This is a genomic window from Nocardia bovistercoris (assembly GCF_015674855.1).
Lineage (GTDB): Bacteria > Actinomycetota > Actinomycetes > Mycobacteriales > Mycobacteriaceae > Nocardia > Nocardia bovistercoris.
The window spans coordinates 93092-114559 of sequence record NZ_JADMLG010000017.1 but is presented as its reverse complement, the minus strand read 5'-3'; the positions used below and the strand labels follow the sequence as shown (position 1 = coordinate 114559).

Sequence of the window (21468 nt, the reverse complement as noted above, 5' to 3'; positions counted from 1 at the left end):
CGCTCGTCGCTCGGACTCGACGGCCTCGGTATCTCGGCGTGCCGAATCACCCATCACGAATAGAGCTCGGACACAATGCCATGGCTGGAAGCGTCGGAGGCGCGGGCCTCGCGAGTGCGGTCTATTCGGGGCGGTAGCGGGCGGCGAGGTGGTGGCGGTGGGCTATCGGGCTGCCGAAGAGGGAGCGGTTCAGGGTGGCGCGTTTGAGGTAGCGGTGGATGCCGCTTTCCCAGGTGTAGCCCATGCCGCCGTGTAGTTGCATGGCGGTTCCGGCGATGCGGACGGCGGCTTCGGTGGTGTAGGACTTGGCCATCGAGATCGCGACGGTGGCGTCGGGGGTGGCGGTGGTGTGGGCACGGACGGCGGCGCGCGCCAGTTCGCGGGCGACGGTCAGTTGGACGAGCATGTCGGCGCAGGCGTGTTTGACAGCCTGGAAGGAGCCGATCGGGCGGCCGAATTGTTCACGCACGCGGACGTATTCGACGGTGGCGTCGAGCATGGCCGCGCTCAGACCGAGGCTGTCGAAGGTGATCGTGACAGCCGCGCGGTCGTGGAGTCGGCGAAGCGCTGCCGAGGCGTCGGCGAAGTGCCACAGCGCTTCCGGGTCGACCTCGACGCCGTCGAATTCGACGCGGCCCGGTCGGCGGGTGGCGTCGACCACCGGCTGTTCGGTGACCGACGTGCCGGGTTCGAGTGCGACGAGCGCGAGGGTGCCGTCCTCGGTACGCGCCGGTGTGAGCAGGCGGTCCGCTTCCCGAGCGTCGAGGACGAAATCCGCACTGCCGTAGAGACGTAGGCCGTCGGCGGTCGATTCGAGCCGGAAGCCGGGCTCCGACGGGAGCGCGGGGTCCCACTCGGCGGAAAGCACGAGGATCGGAGTGGCCGCGCCCGCGACGGTGGCGCGGATCAGTTCGTCACGCGCCGGGTTCGGGATCACCAGGTCGAGCGCGCCGAGACCGAGCGACACCATCGAGGCGAACGGGCCGTGCGCGGCAGCGCGCCCGACCTCGTCGAGCAGCACCGCCACTTCCGCGAATGTCGCGCCCGCACCGTCTAATTCGGCGGGAACCGCGAGCCCGAGCCACCCGGATCCGGCGAGCAGGGCCTGATCCGGCGCGGTGTCGCGGTCGCATTTGCCGAGCAGATCTCTGGCGACCGATCGCAATTCGTCGTGCAGTTCGGTGAATTCCTCGCTCACGATGCTCCTGCGGGTTCTCGGGGCAGTCCGAGCCCGCGCTCACCGATGATGGTGCGCTGGATCTCGCTGGCGCCGCCCGGAATGGTCCATTCCCAGGAGCCGACGAAGTCAAGCGCCCACGCGCCGGACTCCCATCCGCCCGACATGGGTTTGCGCACGTCGGTCTGCGCGGACAGGCCGCCGACCTCCACGGCGAAATCGGTCATGCGCTGGAGCAGTTCGCTGTAGTACAGCTTCACGACGGAGGCGTCCGCGGGTCCGGCCGCACCGGTGTCGTGGCGGCGCACCAGGTCCGCGCACATCGACCGCAGCGCGGTGATCTCGATCTCGAGCGCGATCAGCCGATCCGCCACCGCGGCGTCCTCGATCGGCCTGCGGCCGTCGCGTCCGGGTTCGGTGCAGGTGCGCGCCAACCACCGGAAGCCCGCGTTGCCGAGCCGTTCGGCGAGTTCGAGCATGGTCAGCCCACGTTCGGCGCCCAACGTTCGTTGCGCCACTTGCCATCCCGCGTTCTGCGCCCCGACAAGGCAGTCGGCCGGAATCCACACGTCGTCCAGGAAGATCTCGCAGAAATGCGATTCCCCGGTGGCCTGGCGAATCGGCCGCACCTCGATTCCGGGGGCACGCATATCCATCAAGAAATACGAGATGCCCTTACGTTTGGGCGCATCCGGATCGGTGCGGGCCAACAGCAGGCACCAGTCCGCGTACTGCGCGCCACTGGCCCACACCTTCTGACCGGTGACCCGATAGCCGTCGCCGTCACGACGCGCCGAGGTGCGCAGCGCGGCCAGATCCGAGCCCGCACCGGGTTCGGAGAACCCCTGCGCCCAGATCTCACCGTCGAGGATCGCGGGCAGGTGACGGGCACGCTGCTCATCGGTCCCCGCGCCGAGCAGAGTCGCCGCGGCGTGGTGGATACCGACGAAAGCCAGCACCAGTCGCGGCGCGTCGGCCGCGGCCAATTCCTGATACAGCACCATCTGCCGCTCCACCGACATGCCGCCGCCGTATTCACGCGGCCAGTGCGGCACCGCGTACCCGGCATCGCGCAGACCGCAGAACCAATCCTGTTGGAAACGCACGAATTCCGCCTCCGACGGCCCGGTCTGAGTCCGCCGCCAGTCGGCGGGGATATTCGCGCGGCACCAATCGCGGACCTCGGCCCGGAACGCGTCGAGATCGCTCATCGGGACCGATTCCGCAGCGCCAGTAGTCGTTCCCGGTGTTCCGGTGTCTGCATGCTGACCACCTCGGCCGCGAATCCGGCCTGCATGGGTCCGCCGAGCGCCTGCGAAAGATACATGTTCACCACGCGTTTGGTGCCGCGCAGCGCCTCCTGCGGCTGAGCCGCGAGCCGCTGAGCCAATTTCTCGGCCTCGCCGAGCAGATCGGCGGCCGCGACCACCCGCGAGGCGAGTCCCACCTCGACGGCGGTGGCCGCATCGATACGATCGCCGGTGTAGAGGTATTCGCGGGTCCGCAGGATCGGGGTGAGCAGCGGCCAGAAGGCCGCGCCACCGTCACCGGCCACGAGTCCGACCGCGACGTGCGGGTCGGCCAGATAGGCCCGCTCCGACATCAACACCACATCGCAGAGCACCGCGATACTCGCACCGAGCCCGACGGCCGCGCCGTTGACCGCCGCGATCACCGGCAGCGGGAACCGCAACATCTCCTCGATGATCTGCGCGCCCTCGCGGATGCTCTCGTCACGGGCGACCGGATCATCGAGGAAGGAGGTGATCCAGTCCAGGTCACCGCCCCCGCTGAACGCGCGGCCCGATCCGGTCAGGATCACCACCTTCGCCTCGGTGTCGGCGGCCAGATGCCGCCACACCTCGGCGAGCGCGCGATGCAGGTCGGCGTTCACGGCATTGAGCTCGTCGGGACGGTCCAGGACGACTGTGCGGACCGGTCCGTCGCCGGTCACCGTCAGTCCGGACGGCAGCGCGTCGTAGGTCACCGGTACTCCCCCGGGTCGGAGAACAGTCCGGTCGGCCCTCGGCGGCCGACCAGTCGGGTCAGGTGGTCGTCGGTGGCGCCCGCGGCCAGCGGCAGCCTGCGCAGCGGCAGGCTGTGGCGCGACAGCCAGGACAGCGTCGATTCGTCGCAGAAGCCGGTGGCGCCGTGCAGTTGGTGCGCGACACGGAAGACGGAGTCGGCGGCCTCCAACACGGCCGAACGCAGCGAAAGGGCGTCGACGAGCGCGTCGTCGCTCCCGGTCTGGATGCTCCAGAGCGCGTAGCGGGCGAGGATGTCCGCGCCGCGCCGGTCGACCTCGGCGTCGGTGAGCTGGAACTGCACCGACTGGAACTCCGAGAGCGCCCGACCGAACTGTTCGCGCACCAACACGTGTTCACGCGCCAGTTCCACGGCGCGATCGAGCATGCCGAGCAACGTCCAGCAGGGCAGGACCAGCGCGAGGGCGAGATCCTGCGCGCCGTCGGAGTCGAGCGGGCGCACCTCGAGCGGCGCCACGAACGCGGTTTCGCGCGCGGTCCCGTCCGGCGGGCCGACCGTGACCGCACCGCGCACACCGTCGAAAGTAACAGCACCCCAACGGATGTCGATGTTCGAGATGGCGGCGCTCGGCTCCTCGCCCGCGATCACGACCAGCCCGTCGACGTCGAGGTCCTCGGGGCGGGCGAGGCGTTCGGCCACCGGATACGGCGCCGCCCAGTAGCCCGCCGCTCGGCACAGGGCCGCCGCGGCCTCGGATTCCACCGCGTCGCGGCGCGGGCGCAGTTCCCACGCGCCGAGCGCCTCCAGCACCGGTTCCACCAGTTCGGTGCGCCGCGCGGGCGCGGCCTCGGCCCGCTGGATCAGTTCGTCACCGCCCGCCGCGCCGAGCGCGCGCACGGCCTGCTTGCCGAATTCGGTCGCCTCCGCGCACAGGTGGATGTCCATCGATGCCCCGCCAGGGGCCGCGGCGGTCATGCCGCCTCCCCGGCACGACGGCGGTCGCCGAGCAGGGCGCGGGCCAGCAGGATCTTCTGCATCTCGATACTGCCCGAGGCCACCGTCGCGGCGTTCGCGTAACGCCAGTGGTCCTCGACCGCGCGCCGGTATTGCCGTCGCTGCTTGTCCTCACCGGTGACATAGGCCGCCAGTTCGGTCAGTACGGCCGCGCTCTCCTGATCGAGGCGGGTCACCGCGATGCGGTAGGCGGCGGCGTCGCCGGGTTCGACCCGGCCGCTGCTCTGCATGGAAACCACCTGGTAGGCAAGCAATCTCGCGCGCCGAGCGCGCACGAGCATCCGCGCCCAGCGAGCCCGAAGCGCTTCGGGCACCTCGTCCCAGCGCGTCCCGAGCACCTCGGGCGCGGCCGCGAGCAACTTCTCGCAGCGGGCGTAGCGGGCGATGCCGACCCGTTCGAAGGCAAGCACCTCCTGCACCACGGCCCAGCCATCGCCCACCGTGCCGAGCACGTCGGCCGGGGTCACCCGCACCTCGTCGAAGAAGACCTCGTTGAGGTGGTGCGGCCCGAGCATGGAGCGGATCGGCCTGACCTCGATGCCCGGGGCGGACATCGGCACCAGGAACACCGTGAGCCCCTGCTGCTTGCGTCCCTCGTTCGAGGTGCGGGCCAGCAGGAAGCACCATTGCGCCATGGTGGCGTAGGAGGTCCAGATCTTCTGGCCGCTGATCCGCCAGCCGTCGCCGTCGGGGCGCGCCGCGGTGCGCAGGGACGCCAGATCCGAGCCCGCGTCGGGTTCGCTGAAGCCCTGGCACCAGATGACCTCGCCGCGCGCGATCGAGGGCAGGTGCTTGCCCTGCTGTTCGGGCGTCCCGTGCCGCATGAGAGTCGGCCCGACCCAGTTGACGCCCATGTACTGCGCGCCCCGCGGTTCGTGATGTGCCCACATCTCCTCGCGGACCACGGTCTGTTCCCACACCGAGGCGCCCGCACCACCGAATTCGCGCGGCCAAGCCGCGCAGAGCAGTCCCCGTTGCGCCAGTACGCGGCAGAACCGCTGGGCGACAGCGAGATCCGCGGGATCGTCGGTGAACGCGCCGAGATAGTCGGCGGGGACCTCCTCGGCAATCAGCCGCCGCAGCTCGCCTCGGAGTCTCGCGGCGGACTCACCCATCGTGAAGTCCATGTGTCGCACCGTACTTCAATCCTCATAAGGATAGCAATATTTGTATGCACACTGGTCGACCGATTAAACTGCCGACATGACCGACAGGCGACCAGCGTGACCGCCGCGGAGCGCGGCCAGAGCGCCGCCAGACGCGGGCGGGTCCCGCAACGTCGGATCGCCGAGACCGTCGCCGCCGAACTGCGCACCCGCATCCTCGCGGGCGACGAGGACTACCGCCTCCCCACCCAGGACCAGCTGGTGCAGGACTTCGGCGTCAGCTATCCCTCGATCCGAGAGGCGCTGCGCATCCTGGAGACCGAGGGCCTGGTCACGGTGCGCCGCGGCAATGTCGGCGGCGCCGAGGTCCATCGCCCCGACGAGGCGTCGGCAGCCTATCACCTGGGCCTGGCCCTACAGGGCGCCCGCGTCACCCTCGGCGACCTGGCCGCGGGCCTGCGCATGCTGGAACCGCTGTGCGCCGCCGAATGCGCCGAGCGCCGGGACCGCGCCGCCACGGTCGTGCCCGCGCTCATCGAGAACGTCGAACGCTCGGCCGAACTGGTCACCGACGGCGTCGCCTTCACCCACACGGCCCGCGAGTTCCACGACCTGATCGTCGCGCACACGCCGAATCTCACCGTCCGCTACGTGGTGAGCACGCTGGTCACGCTGTGGTCGGCACAGGAGGAGGCCTGGGCGGAGGCACTCACCCAGCGCGGGGAATACCCCTCGGAGGTCGAGGCCGAGGCGGTGGTGCGCACGCACCGCAGGATCGCCACCGAGATCGAGGCGGGCCGTCCCGCCGAGGCGGAGCGGCTCTACCGCACCCATCTCGCCGCCACCCAGGCCCTTGTGCTCGACCGTTTCGACGACGGCGTGGTCAACGCCTCGTCCGCGGGCGCCCGACTGTCCATGCAGTCGATCCACCGCTCCCGCCTCTGAGCGACGCACCCGAATAACACTCCGACCCGCATATTTCCCCTTGGCGGCGCGGGCAGAACCGCATACGATAATGGCGTTCTCATCCAGTGTGGTACGGCGCTATCGGATGATCGCGCGAGACTTCACCCACTCGCGGACCGCGCCGACGCGTGTCCGCGACCTGCGAATGCGCGCAAACTGGCTGGAACGCAACATATTTCATAGAGCTACCACGATCGGCCCGCACCGCACGCAAGGGCAAGCTCCGGCCGCATCGCACCCCGCTCGAGCTACTACTCTCCGGTAAACCATCCTTCAAGTATTGCTATCCTTGTGAGGATTGAAGTAGCGTGACCTACGACACGCGGCCAGGGCAATGCCCCGATCGGATTCCCGTTTCCACGGCACCGCCGGGTCCGGACCGTGCCGCCACGCGAATATCGACTTCTCACCGCATCGGAGGGCCCTCACTGTGACTCGAGGGGCGCGTTACAGCAGCACCACACCCATCACCGTCGCCGAAGGCGTCAGCGTCGAGCGGGTCACGCCGCCGAGCAGGCTGTTCGGCGCCAACGGACTGCGCACCGGTCCGGACAAACGCATCTACGTGGCCCAGGTCGCGGGCAGCACGATCAGCGCGCTCGACATCACCACCGGCGATATCGAGACCATCAGCGCCAAGGGCAGCGACATCATCGCGCCCGACGACATCGCCTTCGACGTCGATGGCAACCTCATCGCCACCGAGTACATGGACGCGCGCGTCAGCGTGCGCAGCCCCGACGGAACCAGCCGCGTGCTGCGCGACGACTTGCCCGGCGCCAACGGCATCACCGTCCACAACGGCAGGCTCTTCGTCAACGAGTGCCGGATCGGCGGCAGGCTCATGGAACTGCCGCTGGACGGCAGCGCTCCGGTGGTGCTCCAGGACAACCTGCCGATGCCCAATGCCATGGAGGTCGGCCCCGACGGGCTCCTCTACTACCCCGTGATGGGCACCAACGACATCTGGCGCATCGACCCCAACGGCGGCACGCCGGAGCGGGTCGTCGGAGACCTCGCGGGCCCGGACTCGGTGAAGTTCGACGCCGCCGGGTTCATCGTCTCCACCCAGGCGGGCTCGGGACAGGTGCTGCGCATCGATCCGCGCACCGGCAACCGCGAGGTGCTCGCCCAGCTCGCGCCCGGACTGGACAACTGCACCTTCGTCGACGGCAGGCTCTTCGTCTCCAGCTTCGACGGCGCCATCACCGAGGTGCTCGGCGGCGGCGACAGCAAGTCGGTGCTGCCGGGCGGGCTGCTGTGGCCGCTCGACCTCACCGTCGGCCCCGACGGCACCCTCTACGTCGCCGACGGCACCTTCTTCTACCAGTACCGCGGCGGCGGCGAGCTCGAGGTGGTCGCGTCGCTGTTCAGCCTGAACTCCCCCGGCTACGTGCGCGGCGTCGTCGCGACCGGCGTCAACGAGTTCGTCGGCGCCACCTCCACCGGACAGGTCGTCACCTACAAGCACGGCCCCGAACCGGAGACCGGGCTCATCGCCGACGGCTTCGACCAGCTCTACGGGATCGCGGTGGCCTCCGACGGCAGCATCGTCACCGTCGACGCGGGCACCGGGCGGGCGCTGTCGGTGCGCGGCGGGCAGACCGAGGTGCTCGCCTCCGGGCTGCAACGCCCGATCGGCGTCGCCTTCAGCCCCGACAACGCGGTCCTGATCTCCGAATCCGGCGCCGGACGTATCGTCTCGGTTGGCGCGGGCGGCGTCGACACCGTGGTCGACGGCCTGGAGACCCCGCACGGAATCCTGGTGCGCGGCAACCAGTTGCTGATCGTCGACGTAGGGCTCAAGGCGCTGATCGCGGTCGACCTCGTCACCAAGGCGCGCCAGACGCTGGCCTCCGAGCTGCCGGTCGGCGTGCCGGAAGGCGTGGTGGCCAAGCCGCTCAAGGGCACGCCGCCGTTCTCCGGACCGATGGGACCGTTCGCGGGCATCACCGCGGGGCAGGACGGCACCGTCTACGTCTCGGCCGACGCCGAGGGCAGCGTCCTCGCGGTCCGGATCGCGGCATGAGCGGTATCGACCTCGGACTCGGCGGCCGCGTGGTGATCGTGGCCGGGGCGGGCGGCGGTGGCATCGGCACCGCGGTAACCCGGCAGATCGCTACCGCGGGCGCCACCGTGATCGCGGTGAGCCGCGGCAAGGAGAACCTCGCGACACACGTGGAACCGCTTGCCGCCGAAGGTCTTCCGGTGATCCCGGTGGCCGCCGACGCGAGCACCGACGAGGGCGTCGCCGAGATCCTGGAGCAGGCCCGCAACGCGCAGGGCGACCTGCACGGGCTGGTCAACATCGCGGGCGGGGCGGCGACCTCGACGTGGATGGCCGCGACCAAGGTCACCAGGTCGGACTGGCGCGAGCTGTTCACCCAGAACCTGGAGACCATGTTCTTCATGAGCCAGGCGGTCGCCGCCGAGCTGAAGGCACAGGGCAGGCCGGGATCGCTGGTCTCCCTGTCCTCGATCAGCGGGATGAACACCGCGCCCTTCCACATCGGCTACGGCACCGCCAAGGCCGCGCTGGTCGCGGCGACCCGCACGCTCGCGGTGGAACTGGCGTCGTCGGGCATCAGGGTGAACGCGGTCGCCCCCGGCGTCACCGCGACCCCCGCCTCCACCGCCTACGTCGGCGAGGATCCCGAACGCGACCGCACCGCCATCGCCATGGGCAGGCGCGGCACCCCCGAGGAACAGGCCGGGCCGATCCTGTTCCTGCTCTCGGATCTGTCCACTTACGTCACCGGCCAGACCCTGCTCGTCGACGGCGGCCTGAACCTCAAATGGAGTCACCTGGGCGCCGACAACACCTCGCTGTTCCTCGAGAACGACGACTTCCGCGCGGCACTCACCCGCTGACGCCAACGGTTTCACCCAGGAGGATGTCATGACCGAAACCGCCGAGAACATCACCGAAAGTCCCGCCGCGCAGGCGGATCCGCTGTCGACGCCGATGACGATCGGCGTCGAGGCCTACATCTCCCCGGAATACGCGCGGGCCGAGGGCGACCGGCTGTGGGCCAAGGTGTGGCAGCAGGTGTGCCGCGTCGAGGAGATCCCGAAGGTCGGCGACTACCTGACCTACGAGATCATGGCCGACTCGATCATCGTGACCCGCACCGCGCCCGACACCATCGTCGCCTACCACAACGTGTGCGCGCACCGCGGCCGCAGGCTCGTCGACACCCCGCCCGGCGCCCACGACGCGCGCGGCACCGCCCGCCAGTTCGTGTGCCGCTTCCACGGCTGGCGCTACGACCTCGAGGGCCGCAACACCTTCGTGGCCGAGCGCGAGGACTGGCCGTGCGGGCTGACCGAGCGCAACGACGGACTGAACCACGTCAACGTGGACACCTGGGGCGGCTGGGTCTTCGTCAACATGGATCCCGAGTGCGAGTCGCTGCGCGAATACCTCTCGCCCGCGGCCGATCTGCTCGAACACTTCGAGTTGGAGAAGATGCGCTACCGCTGGCGGCGCTGGCTGACCTTCGACTGCAACTGGAAGGTCGCCTTCGAGGCGTTCATGGAGACCTACCACGTGCCGTACACCCACCCGGAGTTCATGAACTTCGGCCAGTTCCTCGGGTGGGCGCGCGCGCAGGGCAAGCACAGCAACATCGGCTACGACGCGCCGAAGGGCATGGAGGAGAACCAGGCCAAGGTCCGCCTCGGCGCCGGACCCGACGCCCGCGTCTCCACCGCCGCGCTGCAGAACTTCACCTGGGAGAACGCCAACACCAACACCACCCGCACCCTGGTCGACGTCGCCAACCGGCTGGTGGACGAATTGCCCGAGGGCACACCGGCTCCCGAGGTGCTGCGCTACTGGCTCGACACCGCGCGCTCGGAGGACGAGCGGCGCGGGGTGGTGTGGCCCAAGATCGATCCGGCGATCGTCGCGCAGGCGGGCACCGCGTGGCAGATCTTCCCGAACTTCCAGATCGGGCACGCGCTGAACAACATGCTGTGCTACCGGTTCCGGCCCGCGGGCCACGATCCGGACAAGTGCATCTTCGAGGCCGCGGTCTTCGAATTGTTCCCGCCCGGTGAGGAACCCGAGACCGAGTGGATCTACACGCCGGTCGGCGACCCGGACTGGCGCACCGTACTGCCGCAGGACTTCGACAACATGGCCGCGGTCCAGCAGGGCATGAAGAGCCGAGGCTTCTCCGGCCCCAAGCCCAACCCCTACCGCGAACGCACCGTGGTCAACCTGCACCACAACCTCGCCAAGTACATGGGTACCGGCGACCCGCACGACCTGGTCTGAAAACCCCGATCCAGCAAGGACATACGAATGCACGACTGCGCACCCACGCAGACCCCCGAGGTCGACCTGTCCGCACTCAGGGACAGGTACCTGGCCGAACGCGACAAGCGACTGCGCACCGAGGGACAGGGCCAGTACCGCGTCACCGAAGACGGGTTCGACTCGTTCTACGAGGGTGATCCGTACACCGCGGTCGTGCCACGCGAACCGATCACCGAGGAGATCGGCGTGGCGATCCTCGGCGGTGGCTGGGCAGGCCTGATCGCGGCCGCCCGGCTCGAGGAGGCGGGCGTCACCGACTTCAGGATCATCGAGCTCGCTGGTGATTTCGGCGGCGCGTGGTACTGGAACCGCTATCCGGGCATCCAGTGCGACACCGACAGCTACGCCTATCTGCCGCTGCTCGAAGAAACCGGCTACATGCCGATCGAGAAGTACGCGCGCGGCGACGAGTGCTTCGAGCACGCGCAGCGCATCGGTAAGCACTACAACCTCTACGAGCGCGCGATCTTCAGCACGTTGACGACCTCGCTGGAGTGGGACGAGCCGAGCGGTCACTGGAAGGTCGGCACCAACCGCGGCGACGACATCCGCGCGCGGTACGTGATCATGGCGCAGGGGCCGTTCAACAAGCCCAAACTGCCCGGCATTCCCGGCATCACCGAATTCGAGGGCCACACCTTCCACAGCGCCCGGTGGGACTACGAGTACACCGGCGGCGGGATGAAGGGCGGACTCGACGGCCTCGCGGGTAAGAAGGTCGCGGTCATCGGCACCGGCGCCAGCGGAATCCAGATCGTGCCGCACATCGCGCGATCCGCCGAACACCTCTACGTGTTCCAGCGCACCCCCTCCTACATCTACGAGCGCGGCGACGTGCCGACCGATCAGGACTGGGCCGCGAGCCTGCAGCCGGGCTGGACCCGCGAGCGCAAGCGCAACTTCCACACCGCCGCCTTCGAAGCCTTCGCGCCGGGCCAGCCCGACCTGATCTGCGACGGCTGGACCGAGGTCAGCCGCAACCTGGAGGCGCACCTGAGCGCCACCGGCGGCTGGGCGACGCTGACTCCGGAGAAGTTCATGGAGTTGCGCGAGATCGAGGACTACAAGGCGATGGAGCGCGTCCGGCAGCGCGTCGACGAGATCGTGAAAGATCCCGAGACCGCCGCCGCGCTGAAGCCGTACTACCGATTCCTGTGCAAGCGGCCGTGTTTCAACGACGACTACCTGCCGACCTTCAACCGCGACAACGTCACCCTGGTCGACGTATCGAAAACCAAAGGCGTGGAACGGATCACGGCGAAGGGGATCATCGCCGACGGCGTCGAGCACGAGGTGGACTGCATCATCTTCGCCAGCGGTTTCGAGATCACCACCGATCTGGACCGCCGCCTCGGCATCGCGCCGTTCACCGGCAAGGCGGGCCTGTCGCTCTACGACCACTGGGCCGAGGGCTACAAGACCCTGCACGGCCTCACCACCCGCGGATTCCCGAACGTCTTCTTCACCGGGTTCATCCAGGGCGGCGTCACCGCGAGCACCACCGACATGTTCGACCAGCAGGCCAACCACATCGCCTACATCCTGGCCAAGACATTCGAATCCGGCGTCACCGCACTGGAACCCACCGAGGCGGCGGTCGCGCAGTGGTGCACCACGGTCAAGGAGACCGCGGTCGACAACACGAACTTCGAGCGCGAGTGCACGCCCGGTTACTACAACAACGAGGGCGAGAAGACCAGGAGATCACACCTCGGCGATCCCTACTGGCCGGGCTTCTACGCCATGGAGGACGTGCTGCAGGCCTGGCGCGACGCAGGCGACCTGCCCGGCCTCGACCTGACCAAGTGAGGACAGCGGACGGAGGAATTCCCTTGCAGGAGCTTAGATTCGACGATCGCGTCGCGGTGGTCACCGGCGCCGGGCGCGGGCTCGGGCGTGAGTACGCTCTGCTGCTCGCCGCGCGCGGCGCCAAGGTGGTGGTCAACGATCCTGGCGTGAACGTGCGCGGCGACGGCGCCGGTCCCGACGTTGGCGCGGCCGCCGCCGTGGTCGCCGAGATCGAGGCGGCCGGTGGCGCCGCGGTCGCCTGCACGGAATCGGTGGCCACCGCCGAAGGCGGACGCGCGATCGTCGAATCCGCGCTGGACGCCTTCGGCAGGCTCGACATCCTCGTGCACAACGCAGGCAATGTCCGCTACGGTTCGCTGCGCGAGCTGAGCTACGCGGATTTCGACGCCGTGCTCGACGTCCACCTGCGCGGCGCGTTCCACGTCGTGCGCCCGGCCTTCCCGGTGCTGGCCGACGCGGGCTACGGCCGCGTCGTGCTCACCTCGTCGATAGGCGGGCTCTACGGCAACAAGGGCGTCGCCAACTACGCGGCGGCCAAGGCGGGCATCATCGGTCTGTCCAATGTCGTCGCCCTCGAGGGCGCCGAGGCCGGGGTGCGCAGCAATGTCATCGTGCCCGCGGCCGTGACCCGCCTGGCGGACGGTCTCGACACCTCGGCCTATCCCCCGATGGGCCCCGAGCTGACGGCGCCCGCCGTCGGCTGGCTCGCGCACGAATCCTGCTCGATCACCGGCGAAACGCTGGTGGCCGTCGCGGGACGGGTGGCGCGGGCCTATATCGCCGAGACACCGGGGGTCTACCGGCCCTCGTGGTCGATCGAAGAGGTCGGCGAGCAGATCGAGGCGATCCGCGACACGACGGATTCCTGGATCCTGCCCAGCGTTCCTGACGGGCACACAGAACACCTGAGGAAGAGTTTCGCGCTAGCCACGGAGGCGGCCCAGCATGTCGGTTAAGGTTTACGAACGAATTCTCGACCTATTCGAGGCCGAGGGTATCAACACGATATTCGGCATTCCCGACCCGAATTTCGTGCACATGTTCCATCTCGCCGAGGAACGCGGCTGGAACGTGGTCGCGCCGCACCACGAGGAATCCGCGGGCTTCATGGCCGAGGCGGTATCGCGCATGACCGGCAAGGCCGCGGTCTGCATCGGCACCCTCGGCCCCGGCGTGGCCAACCTCGCGGGCGCCATGATGTGCGCCAAGGTGGAGAATTCGCCGGTGATCTTCCTCGGCGGCCAGCGCGCCAGGATCACCGAACAGCGGGTGCGCCGCGGACGCATCCAATTCGTCAAGCAGGCCGCGCTTTTCGACCCTTCGGTGAAATACAACGCGAGCATCGAATACGCCGACCAGACCGACGAGATCATCCGCGAGGGCCTGCGCAAGGCGCTCGGCGGCACACCGGGACCGGTCTACATCGAATACCCCTCGCACGTCATCCTCGAGGAACTCGACGTCCCCGCCGCGCTGCCGCCCGCGCGCTACCGCCTGGTCGACCAGACCGCGGGCGCCGACCGCATCGCCGAAGCGGCCGAACTGATCCGGTCGGCGAAGCAGCCGATCCTGTTGGCCGGGCACGGCGTGCACACCACCCGCGCGGGCGCGGCGGTGCGGGCGCTGGCCGAGGCCATGGCCTGCCCGGTGATCCAGACCTCCGGCGGCACTTCGTATATCGAGGGGCTGGAGGACCGCACCTTCCCCTACGGCTTCTCCCCGTCCGCGGTGGAAGCCGTTGTGCAGTCGGACCTGTGCCTTGCCATCGGCACCGAACTCGGCGAACCCGTGCACTACGGTCGCGGCAGGCACTGGCTCGCCAACGAGGCGAACCGGAAATGGATTCTGATCGAACAGGATCCCGGCGCCATCGGCGTGAACCGCCCGATCGACGTACCGCTCGTCGGTGACCTGCGCGCGGTCGTCCCGCAGCTGGTCGATGCCCTGCGCGACACCCCGCGCACCGCGACGCCGGAACTCGCGAAGTGGATCGAGAACGACGCCGCCCGCCTCGCCGAACTCGCCGAGACCGCCCCGACGGGACAGTCACCGGTGCATCCGGCGCGCCTGATCGTCGAGGCGACCAAGGCATTTCCCGCCGACGGCATCATGGTCCGCGACGGCGGCGCCACCACCATCTTCGGCTGGACCTATTCCCAGGCCAAACCGCACGATGTGATCTGGAACCAGAACTTCGGACACCTCGGCACCGGCCTGCCCTACGCGGTCGGCGCATCGGTGGCCGAGGGCCGCAAGCGCCCCGTCATGCTCGTCACCGGCGACTCCTCGTTCCAGTTCCAGATCGCCGAACTGGAAACCGCTGCCCGCCTGAACCTTCCGCTGGTGTGCGTGGTCGCCGTCGACTACGCGTGGGGCCTCGAGGTCGGCGTCTACAAGCGCACCTTCGGGCAGGGTTCGCTCGAGACCGGAACGCACTGGAGCACCGAAACCCGCTTCGACAAGGTCGCCGAAGGTTTCGGCTGCTACGGCGAATACGTCGAACGCGACGAAGACATCGCGCCCGCGATCAAACGGGCCTACGCCAGCGGCCGACCCGGCGTCATCCACGTCGTGGTCGACCCGAAGGCCAATTCCGAAGAAATGCCGAGCTACGACGAATTCCGCACCTGGTACGCGGAGGGGACACAGTAATCATGCGCGAGTACTCCAAGTTCTACATCGGCGGCGCGTGGACGGAGGCCGCGGGTGCGGCCAAATTCGACGTGGTGAACCCGGCCACCGAAGAGGTCTGCGCCCGCTACGCCAACGGCTCGGGCGATGACGTCGACCGCGCGGTCGCCGCCGCGCGCGCCGCCTTCCCCGCGTGGTCGGCCACCACGGTCGCCGAACGCATCGAGGTGCTGCGCGCGATCGGTGACGAATACGGCAAGCGCGCGGGCGATCTCGCCGCCGCGCTCACCGAGGAGATGGGCGCGCCCGCCGCGCTCGCCAACGGATTCCAGGTGGATCTCGGTGCGGGACACCTCAATACCGTGATCGAGATCCTCGACGGCTTCGCCTTCGAAGAGCAGCGCGGCGCGACCCTCGTCGTCAAGGAACCCATCGGTGTGTGCGGGCTCATCACCCCGTGGAACTGGCCGCTGAACCAGATCGCGGTGAAGGTCTTCCCCGCGTTGGGCGCGGGCTGCACCGTGGTGCTCAAACCCTCCGAGCAGTCGCCGACCACCGGCCAGATCTTCGCCGAGATCTTCGACGCCGCGGGCGTGCCGTCGGGCGTGTTCAACCTGCTGCAGGGCGACGGTCCTTCGGTGGGTGTGCCGCTGTCCTCGCATCCCGACGTGGACCTGGTCTCCTTCACCGGTTCGACCCGCGCGGGCATCGAGATCGCCCGCAACGCGGCGCCGAGCGTGAAGCGCGTCATCCAGGAACTCGGCGGCAAGAGCCCCAACATCGTGCTCGACGACGCCGACCTCGCCGCCAATGTCGGCATCGCGGTCGCCACCCTGATGAACAACTCGGGTCAGACCTGTAGCGCCCTGTCGCGCATGCTGATTCCGCGCGCGCGGATGGACGAGGCCGTCGAGGCGGCGCGCGCCGCGGCGGACGCGCTCACCGTCGGCGATCCCGGCGCGGACGTCGCGCTCGGTCCGGTCGTGTCGGGAGCGCAGTTCGACAAGATCCAGGCGCTCATCCAGAAGGGCATCGACGAAGGCGCGACCCTGGTCGCGGGCGGCGTCGGCAGGCCGGACGGGCTGAGCAAGGGCTTCTACGTGCGCCCGACCGTGTTCGCCGACGTGACCAACGACATGACGATCGCGCGCGAGGAGATCTTCGGCCCGGTGCTGACGATCCTCGCCTACGACAGCATCGACCATGCCGTCGAGATCGCCAACGACACCGAGTACGGACTCGCGGGCAATGTCGCGGGCACCGACTTGGAACTCGCCCGCTCGGTGGCGCGCCGGATCCGCGCGGGCTGGGTCTCCATCAACGACGCCTTCGATTTCCACTGCCCGTTCGGCGGCTACCGCAAGAGCGGAAACGGCCGGGAATGGGGCGAATTCGGCTTCCACGACTACCTGGAGATCAAAGGCATCCTCGGCTACGCCCCCGACGGCGCGTGATCCGTACCCGCCGTCGCCGGTCCGAGTTCCCGGCGACGGCGGGTATCGCGCGGTGAGTCCGATTCCGAGCGGGCGGCACGGTCTCGGGCTCACCGCCCAACGACGGCCCCGACTTCACCTGCCATCGCGGAAGTCGGGGCCGTTGTTCGTCCACCGGCCGCCCGATCAGGACCGAGTACAAACTCCGACTACGAAGGCGACACCCCGCACTGACCGGAGACGGCCCGCTGTTCAGCCGAGGCTGAAAGGTTGGCCCCAGAGGGTGATTCGGGAGTTGGCGGTTTCGGAGTCGACCAGGACGGTGACGAAAGCGCGGGCTTGGGCGGCGCCCGCGCAGCCGTTCAGTGCGATCGTGGAATCGCTCCAGGTCACCGAGCCGCTTTCACCTTTGAAGTAGTGCAGCGGCAGGTGGGATTCGTCGCCGTAACGGCCGGGCAATTCCCGGTCGAGGATGAAGAACATCCTGGTTTCGCCGGGGCCGAGCCGCAGGTTCGCGCCGCCGTCACCGCGCACGATGCCGTGCAGACCGCCCGCACCGTCGCCGAATGCCGCGCCGGACAGTCCGGCTCCCGTGCCGCCGCCCGAGATGTCGACCTGGCAGCCGACCTTGTAGCCCGGCACCATCTTGGTGAGGAAACCCGCCGCGGGACCGGCTATCTCGACGCGGGCGCTCCCGGACACCCAGGCGTTGCGATGCAGCGGAGTGGCACCCAGGGACGGACTGACGTCGACCGATTCCCCCTCGAGCCGCACCGTGACCACACTGCCGTCGGCCAGCGTCTGCTCGACCCACCCGCCCGGCAGCGCGGTGAAGGTGTCGGCGTGGGCGGCGCCGACGGACAGCATGCCGATCGCGACCGCCGCGACAGCCCCGACAACCGGTGCCTTGGCGCGACCGAGCATGACTACCTACCTTCATTGGTGATACGTACAAGAATGGTATATCCATAGTCGAACGGCTCCTGCGAGGAGGGGTGGCGATGACGGTCCGAAGGGTCGGCGCCCGCAGCGCGGGCACCCGCGAGCAGATCGTGGTCGCCGCCCGCGCGGTCATGGCCGAACGCGGCTGTGGCGCGATCACCTACCGAGCTGTCGCCGGAAAGGCCGGGTGCGCACCGGGTTTGGTGCAATACCACTTCTCCGACCTCGACGCGCTACTCGCCGCGGTCATCGACGCGGGCACCGAACAGGCCATCGCGCGACTATCCGAACTGGCCGAACAGACCCGCCCCCTGCACTCCCTGTGGCGCCACTCCACAGACCCCGCGAGCACCGCACTGTTCGGACAACTCATGGAACTGGCCGCCCACCGCCCCACCGTCGGCGAAGCCCTCGCCCGCGGCGGCCAACGAGTCCGCGCCGCCCTCATCACCATGGTCGAACGCTCCTGGCCCGACGCTCCCCTCCCCGACCTCCCCCTCACCCCCGCCGCCCTCGTCTTCACCCTCACCGCCATCCCCCACATGCTGCACATGGAACGCGCCTACGGCGCCACCCTGGCCCACCCCGAAACCATCACCTTCATAGAATCCCTCCTCGACCGCCTCGAACCCGAAGCTCCCGAGCACGAACAACACACTTAGCCGGAATTTCTATTGGTCGGGAACATATTTCGGTCTGCCACCCCGTCAACGAGACACCATCGATTCGGATCGTGGCCCGACTCCGAGCCGGACACCCATCGCACCGCGAGCATTACGGCAAGAGCTCACCGAACCTGGCGACGATGTCCCGCACATCTTCGGGCACCGCTCCGGTCTGATCACCTTCAGCCAGCACTCTGGCCAGCCAGTAGCGGACACCCTGAAACGGGAATCGCGTACAGGTCTCCAGGATGTCCCGACGAGACCCCACAGACGACTTCTCGTAGTCACGGATCAACGCACACAGAGCTATCCACGCGGTGCGACGACCGCCCACGCAGATCTCGCGATTGAGCCCGTAGACATCTATGGATGTCTCGCCGATATCGTCGAGACCCACGTAAAGCCCGGTGCTCAGCGATAACGCCAGGTGTGCGAACGGATCGGCGCCGGTGGGATCGATCAGCAGCGCTCGACCGCGGCGCAGGGGAAAGCGATCCCGCTTGTGATTGCTGTTGCATCGCGAGCACGCCAGCAGATAGTTCTCCCACGCGAAGGCCCACTCCGGATAGCTCGTCTTCGGACGGAAATGGTCGATATCGGTCCCCTGGCTGTCCTCGCAGTACATGCAACGCTCCAGACCTGAACACATCCCACGCAGGACATTCAGGACTTCGTCGCGAGCATTTCCCGAGAAGGTCCGCCACGACGCGGCCGCCTTCGTCGTGGGGTCGGCGGCGGAATCGACGCGCCCCTGCCTGGCACGCAGCGTGCGCATGGTCCGCGACGACAGCTCATCGCGGGCAATGGGGATCACTGATCGCTGCGTTCGTGCATCATCAGCAGTTGCACGGCGCGGTCGGCCTGACTCGTCGGCACTTTGGACCGCAACTCCGCCAGACTTTCCCGCTCTGCGGCGGTCAGTTCACGCTTCAGCGCCGTGGCCTCGATCACCGCCAGCCGCAGGCGCGAGTCACGCGCGGACTCCGACAATACGGAGTCGAGCCCGAACAGTTCGGTCATCACGGCTTCATCGACGCTACCGTTGACCACGCGGTTGAATTCCTCACCCATCAGTATCTCGGCGCCCGCATCCTGCTCCCATGCGGGCGACAGCCGAATCAGCCCGCCCTCATCGGCGGCCTGACAGATGAACGGACTATGCGTGGTTACCAAGAACTGCATGTTCGGAAAATGATCCTTGAGCCAGAACCCGATGCGTTTCTGCCATTCGATATGTAGATGGACGTCGATTTCGTCGATGAGTACGACACCCTGGTGCAGAACTCGAACGCGGCCGTCCGAACCCTGATCTATCGCTACCGAATCGAAGGCCGACACCAACTGTTTGATGAGATCGAGGACGAGCCCTGCGACTGTCCGATAGCCGTCGCTCAGTGACGCCAACGCCAGGGTGCGTCCCTCCGGGGTTCGCACCCACAAACCCTCCGAATCGACCTTCTCGACCCGCATGCCCTCGGGGAGCAGTCCGTCGTCGAGCAGTCGCAGGACAAGTTCTTCGATCGCCTCGGCTTCCGGACGACCTTCGAGGCGACGCAAATAGATCTGTTGAAGCCACACCACCGATTCCGACAGGGAAGCGTCCTCACGGAACAGACTGGCCAACGCGGCGGGCCGCCCCGGTGACATCATCAGTCGCTGCGCCTCGGTCGGTGCGGGCGACAACCGCCGGAAAGGCCCGTATCCAGCGGTGAACCAACCGCGAGGATTCTCCGCCCATGGGCCGCGACGGGGCGTCCAGTTCCCCCCGACCGCAGCTCTGCCCACCGTCGGCTCAGGTCCGCCCGCACGCTCCCACTCCATCGCCGCCCACGGCTCGAAGGTGGGTTTGCGGCCTGCGGTGAACCCATCCTCGTCACTGAACCGGAGTTTCACCGCACCACGGGCTTGCGTTTCACCGTCCCGAATCCAGCCCCGGAACGTTTCCGCCAGGAGCCGAGCGACAGACGGGCCCGCGATCGCCAACGCCAACGCCTGCAAGAACGTCGATTTCCCCGCGCCGTTGCGCCCCGCGATCACGATCCAACGCGGCAGCGAACCGTCCTTCCGCGCGAAAGCCAATGAGACCGCGCGGTCACCGGAGGGAAATCCACGAATACCCTCTAGCCGTATCTCGACGATATGCACCCGCAGAGCCTACTAGCCCAAGTGCGGAACTTTGCGCCACGGGCGTGGCGCTACGAGACTCCTGCCGTGCACAGCACGTCCAGGCAGCGGACGCCTGCCCGGATGTCCGGCACCGCCGAGGCTCCATCCAGCATCGGATAGCGGCAGCGTGGCGATCACGGGGCCGGCGGGCATCTGTTTCGGGGCAGGTCGGTGGCGGAAATAAGGAATTGTGGCGGGTTTGGGGTGGGGGCTACGGTCGGGGAAATGAACGAGTTGTTGAATGTGGTGGATGTCGAGGCGACCTGTTGGTCGGGGGCGGTGCCGGAGGGGGCGGTGAGTGAGATCATCGAGATCGGGTTGACCGTTGTTGATCTCGGTGTGAGGGAACGGATTTCGAAGCATCGGATCGTAGTTCGGCCGGAACGGTCGACGGTGAGTGAGTTCTGTACCGAGCTCACCGGGTTGACGCAGGCGGAGGTCGACGCCGGGGTGCGTTTCGCGCAGGCCTGCCGGGTGCTCGCGGTCGAGTACGAGTCCGGGAGTCGGCCGTGGGCTTCGTGGGGGGATTACGATCGCAAGCAATTCGAGCGGCAGTGTGCGGCAACGGGAGTGACTTATCCGTTCCGGGCGCTGCACACGAATGCGAAAGCGCTGTTCTCCGAGGCTCGCGGGACCGGACGAAGGTACGGAATGGCGGGGGCGTTGCGGATCGCGGGAATTCCGCTGGAGGGGCGGCATCACAGTGGGGCCGATGATGCGTGGAATATCGGTGCGCTGGTGTTGGATATCGCGGGGAGAATTCCGTGGCGGGTGACGACGCCTGCCACGGCGTGAGCGGCGGGTCAGGCGGGTGGGCGGCTGTCCGACAGGGCCGTGGCGGCGGTACGCAGGGCGGTGACGAGGTGGGGGCGGTCGGGTTGCGGTAGGCGGGTGGTCAGTTCGTGGGCGATGGCGGCGCGGAGTCGGTCGCCGAGGGTGATGCCGTCATCGGTGAGCTGGATTCGGGTGATGCGGCGGTCGACGGGGTCGGTGGATCTGGTGAGGTAGCCGCGGCGTTGGAGGCGGTCGACCAGGCCGGTGACGTTGGTCTTGTCGCAGTCGAGGGCGGTCGCGAGCGCACCGAGGGACGGCGGGTCGCCGTGGAGTAGGCACAGGAGTTCGACCTGTTGCACGGTGAGGTCGAATCGGCGCGCCACGAGCTGGTAGAGCGCGTGCACCTCGCGATACAGATGTCCGAACACCGCTACCAGACCGGGATTCTCCGTCGCCATACCGCAAGTCTAGGGAA

At 68.2% G+C, this 21468-nt stretch carries 19 protein-coding genes and 1 pseudogene; 10 read left to right on the top strand and 10 right to left on the bottom strand.

Translation table 11 applies throughout. From position 1 onward, the window contains the following. Positions 1-121: 121 nt before the first annotated feature. From IT779_RS31230 to IT779_RS31210, 5 genes are read right to left on the bottom strand one after another with little or no spacing between them, the layout of a single operon-like run. The gene (locus tag IT779_RS31230; protein ID WP_196153056.1) at positions 122-1198 is read right to left on the bottom strand and encodes an acyl-CoA dehydrogenase family protein; all 1077 of its coding nucleotides are present in this window, start codon (positions 1196-1198) and stop codon (positions 122-124) included. Beyond that, positions 1195-2388, bottom strand: coding sequence for an acyl-CoA dehydrogenase family protein (locus IT779_RS31225; protein ID WP_196153055.1), 1194 nt, complete (start codon positions 2386-2388; stop codon positions 1195-1197). The genes IT779_RS31230 and IT779_RS31225 overlap by 4 nt, the downstream gene beginning before the upstream one ends. After that, entirely contained in the window at positions 2385-3164 is a 780-nt protein-coding gene (locus tag IT779_RS31220) for an enoyl-CoA hydratase/isomerase family protein (RefSeq protein WP_196153054.1), read from the bottom strand. Before IT779_RS31220 ends, IT779_RS31225 begins: the two co-directional genes overlap by 4 nt. Continuing rightward, entirely contained in the window at positions 3161-4108 is a 948-nt protein-coding gene (locus IT779_RS31215) for an acyl-CoA dehydrogenase family protein (RefSeq protein ID WP_196153093.1), read from the bottom strand. Before IT779_RS31215 ends, IT779_RS31220 begins: the two co-directional genes overlap by 4 nt. A 26-nt stretch (positions 4109-4134) precedes the next feature. Further along, the gene (locus tag IT779_RS31210) at positions 4135-5304 is read right to left on the bottom strand and encodes an acyl-CoA dehydrogenase family protein (protein ID WP_196153053.1); all 1170 of its coding nucleotides are present in this window, start codon (positions 5302-5304) and stop codon (positions 4135-4137) included. A gap of 96 nt (positions 5305-5400) precedes the next feature. Between IT779_RS31210 and IT779_RS31205 the strand changes: the two genes are divergently transcribed. The 8 genes from IT779_RS31205 (at position 5401) to IT779_RS31170 (ending at position 16467) form a co-directional block, all read left to right on the top strand. Next, on the top strand, positions 5401-6228 hold the full coding sequence (locus IT779_RS31205) for a FadR/GntR family transcriptional regulator (RefSeq protein ID WP_196153052.1): 828 nt from the start codon (positions 5401-5403) through the stop codon (positions 6226-6228). A gap of 451 nt (positions 6229-6679) precedes the next feature. After that, positions 6680-8278: an SMP-30/gluconolactonase/LRE family protein gene (locus tag IT779_RS31200; protein ID WP_332839049.1), complete on the top strand. Its 1599-nt coding sequence runs from the start codon at positions 6680-6682 to the stop codon at positions 8276-8278. Next, complete coding sequence (locus IT779_RS31195; protein ID WP_196153050.1) at positions 8275-9120, top strand: SDR family NAD(P)-dependent oxidoreductase; 846 nt, start codon at positions 8275-8277, stop codon at positions 9118-9120. Before IT779_RS31200 ends, IT779_RS31195 begins: the two co-directional genes overlap by 4 nt. A 28-nt stretch (positions 9121-9148) precedes the next feature. Then, positions 9149-10531: an aromatic ring-hydroxylating oxygenase subunit alpha gene (locus IT779_RS31190; protein ID WP_196153049.1), complete on the top strand. Its 1383-nt coding sequence runs from the start codon at positions 9149-9151 to the stop codon at positions 10529-10531. A gap of 27 nt (positions 10532-10558) precedes the next feature. Further along, positions 10559-12382, top strand: coding sequence for a flavin-containing monooxygenase (locus IT779_RS31185; RefSeq protein WP_196153048.1), 1824 nt, complete (start codon positions 10559-10561; stop codon positions 12380-12382). 23 nt (positions 12383-12405) lie between these two features. Then, the gene (locus IT779_RS31180; protein ID WP_196153047.1) at positions 12406-13338 is read left to right on the top strand and encodes an SDR family NAD(P)-dependent oxidoreductase; all 933 of its coding nucleotides are present in this window, start codon (positions 12406-12408) and stop codon (positions 13336-13338) included. Then, positions 13328-15034 (top strand): thiamine pyrophosphate-binding protein, encoded by a 1707-nt coding sequence (locus IT779_RS31175; RefSeq protein ID WP_196153046.1) that lies wholly within the window; start codon positions 13328-13330, stop codon positions 15032-15034. Before IT779_RS31180 ends, IT779_RS31175 begins: the two co-directional genes overlap by 11 nt. 2 nt (positions 15035-15036) lie before the next feature. Continuing rightward, on the top strand, positions 15037-16467 hold the full coding sequence (locus IT779_RS31170; protein WP_196153045.1) for an aldehyde dehydrogenase family protein: 1431 nt from the start codon (positions 15037-15039) through the stop codon (positions 16465-16467). 231 nt (positions 16468-16698) lie between these two features. On the opposite strand, the gene IT779_RS31165 is transcribed toward IT779_RS31170, so the two are convergent. Continuing rightward, the gene (locus IT779_RS31165; RefSeq protein WP_196153044.1) at positions 16699-17370 is read right to left on the bottom strand and encodes an MspA family porin; all 672 of its coding nucleotides are present in this window, start codon (positions 17368-17370) and stop codon (positions 16699-16701) included. Between the two features lie 77 nt (positions 17371-17447). On the opposite strand from IT779_RS31165, the gene IT779_RS31160 reads away from it, so the two are divergent. Then, on the top strand, positions 17448-18050 hold the full coding sequence (locus IT779_RS31160; protein WP_196153043.1) for a TetR/AcrR family transcriptional regulator: 603 nt from the start codon (positions 17448-17450) through the stop codon (positions 18048-18050). Between the two features lie 112 nt (positions 18051-18162). Here IT779_RS31160 and IT779_RS31155 read toward each other — a convergent pair whose 3' ends face one another. The 3 genes and pseudogenes from IT779_RS31155 to IT779_RS39140 all read right to left on the bottom strand — a co-directional run. Next, positions 18163-18867: an HNH endonuclease family protein gene (locus IT779_RS31155; RefSeq protein WP_196153042.1), complete on the bottom strand. Its 705-nt coding sequence runs from the start codon at positions 18865-18867 to the stop codon at positions 18163-18165. Next, the gene (locus IT779_RS38255; RefSeq protein ID WP_232542281.1) at positions 18864-19676 is read right to left on the bottom strand and encodes an AAA family ATPase; all 813 of its coding nucleotides are present in this window, start codon (positions 19674-19676) and stop codon (positions 18864-18866) included. Before IT779_RS38255 ends, IT779_RS31155 begins: the two co-directional genes overlap by 4 nt. 252 nt (positions 19677-19928) lie before the next feature. Continuing rightward, positions 19929-20198: pseudogene (locus tag IT779_RS39140) on the bottom strand (AAA family ATPase); the annotation flags it as partial. Between the two features lie 246 nt (positions 20199-20444). On the opposite strand from IT779_RS39140, the gene IT779_RS31145 reads away from it, so the two are divergent. Then, complete coding sequence (locus IT779_RS31145; RefSeq protein WP_196153092.1) at positions 20445-21014, top strand: 3'-5' exonuclease; 570 nt, start codon at positions 20445-20447, stop codon at positions 21012-21014. An 8-nt stretch (positions 21015-21022) separates the two neighbouring features. Here IT779_RS31145 and IT779_RS31140 read toward each other — a convergent pair whose 3' ends face one another. Beyond that, a complete protein-coding gene (locus IT779_RS31140) occupies positions 21023-21451 on the bottom strand; it encodes a MarR family winged helix-turn-helix transcriptional regulator (protein ID WP_196153040.1) in 429 nt (142 codons plus the stop codon). Between the last annotated feature and the right edge of the window lie 17 nt (positions 21452-21468).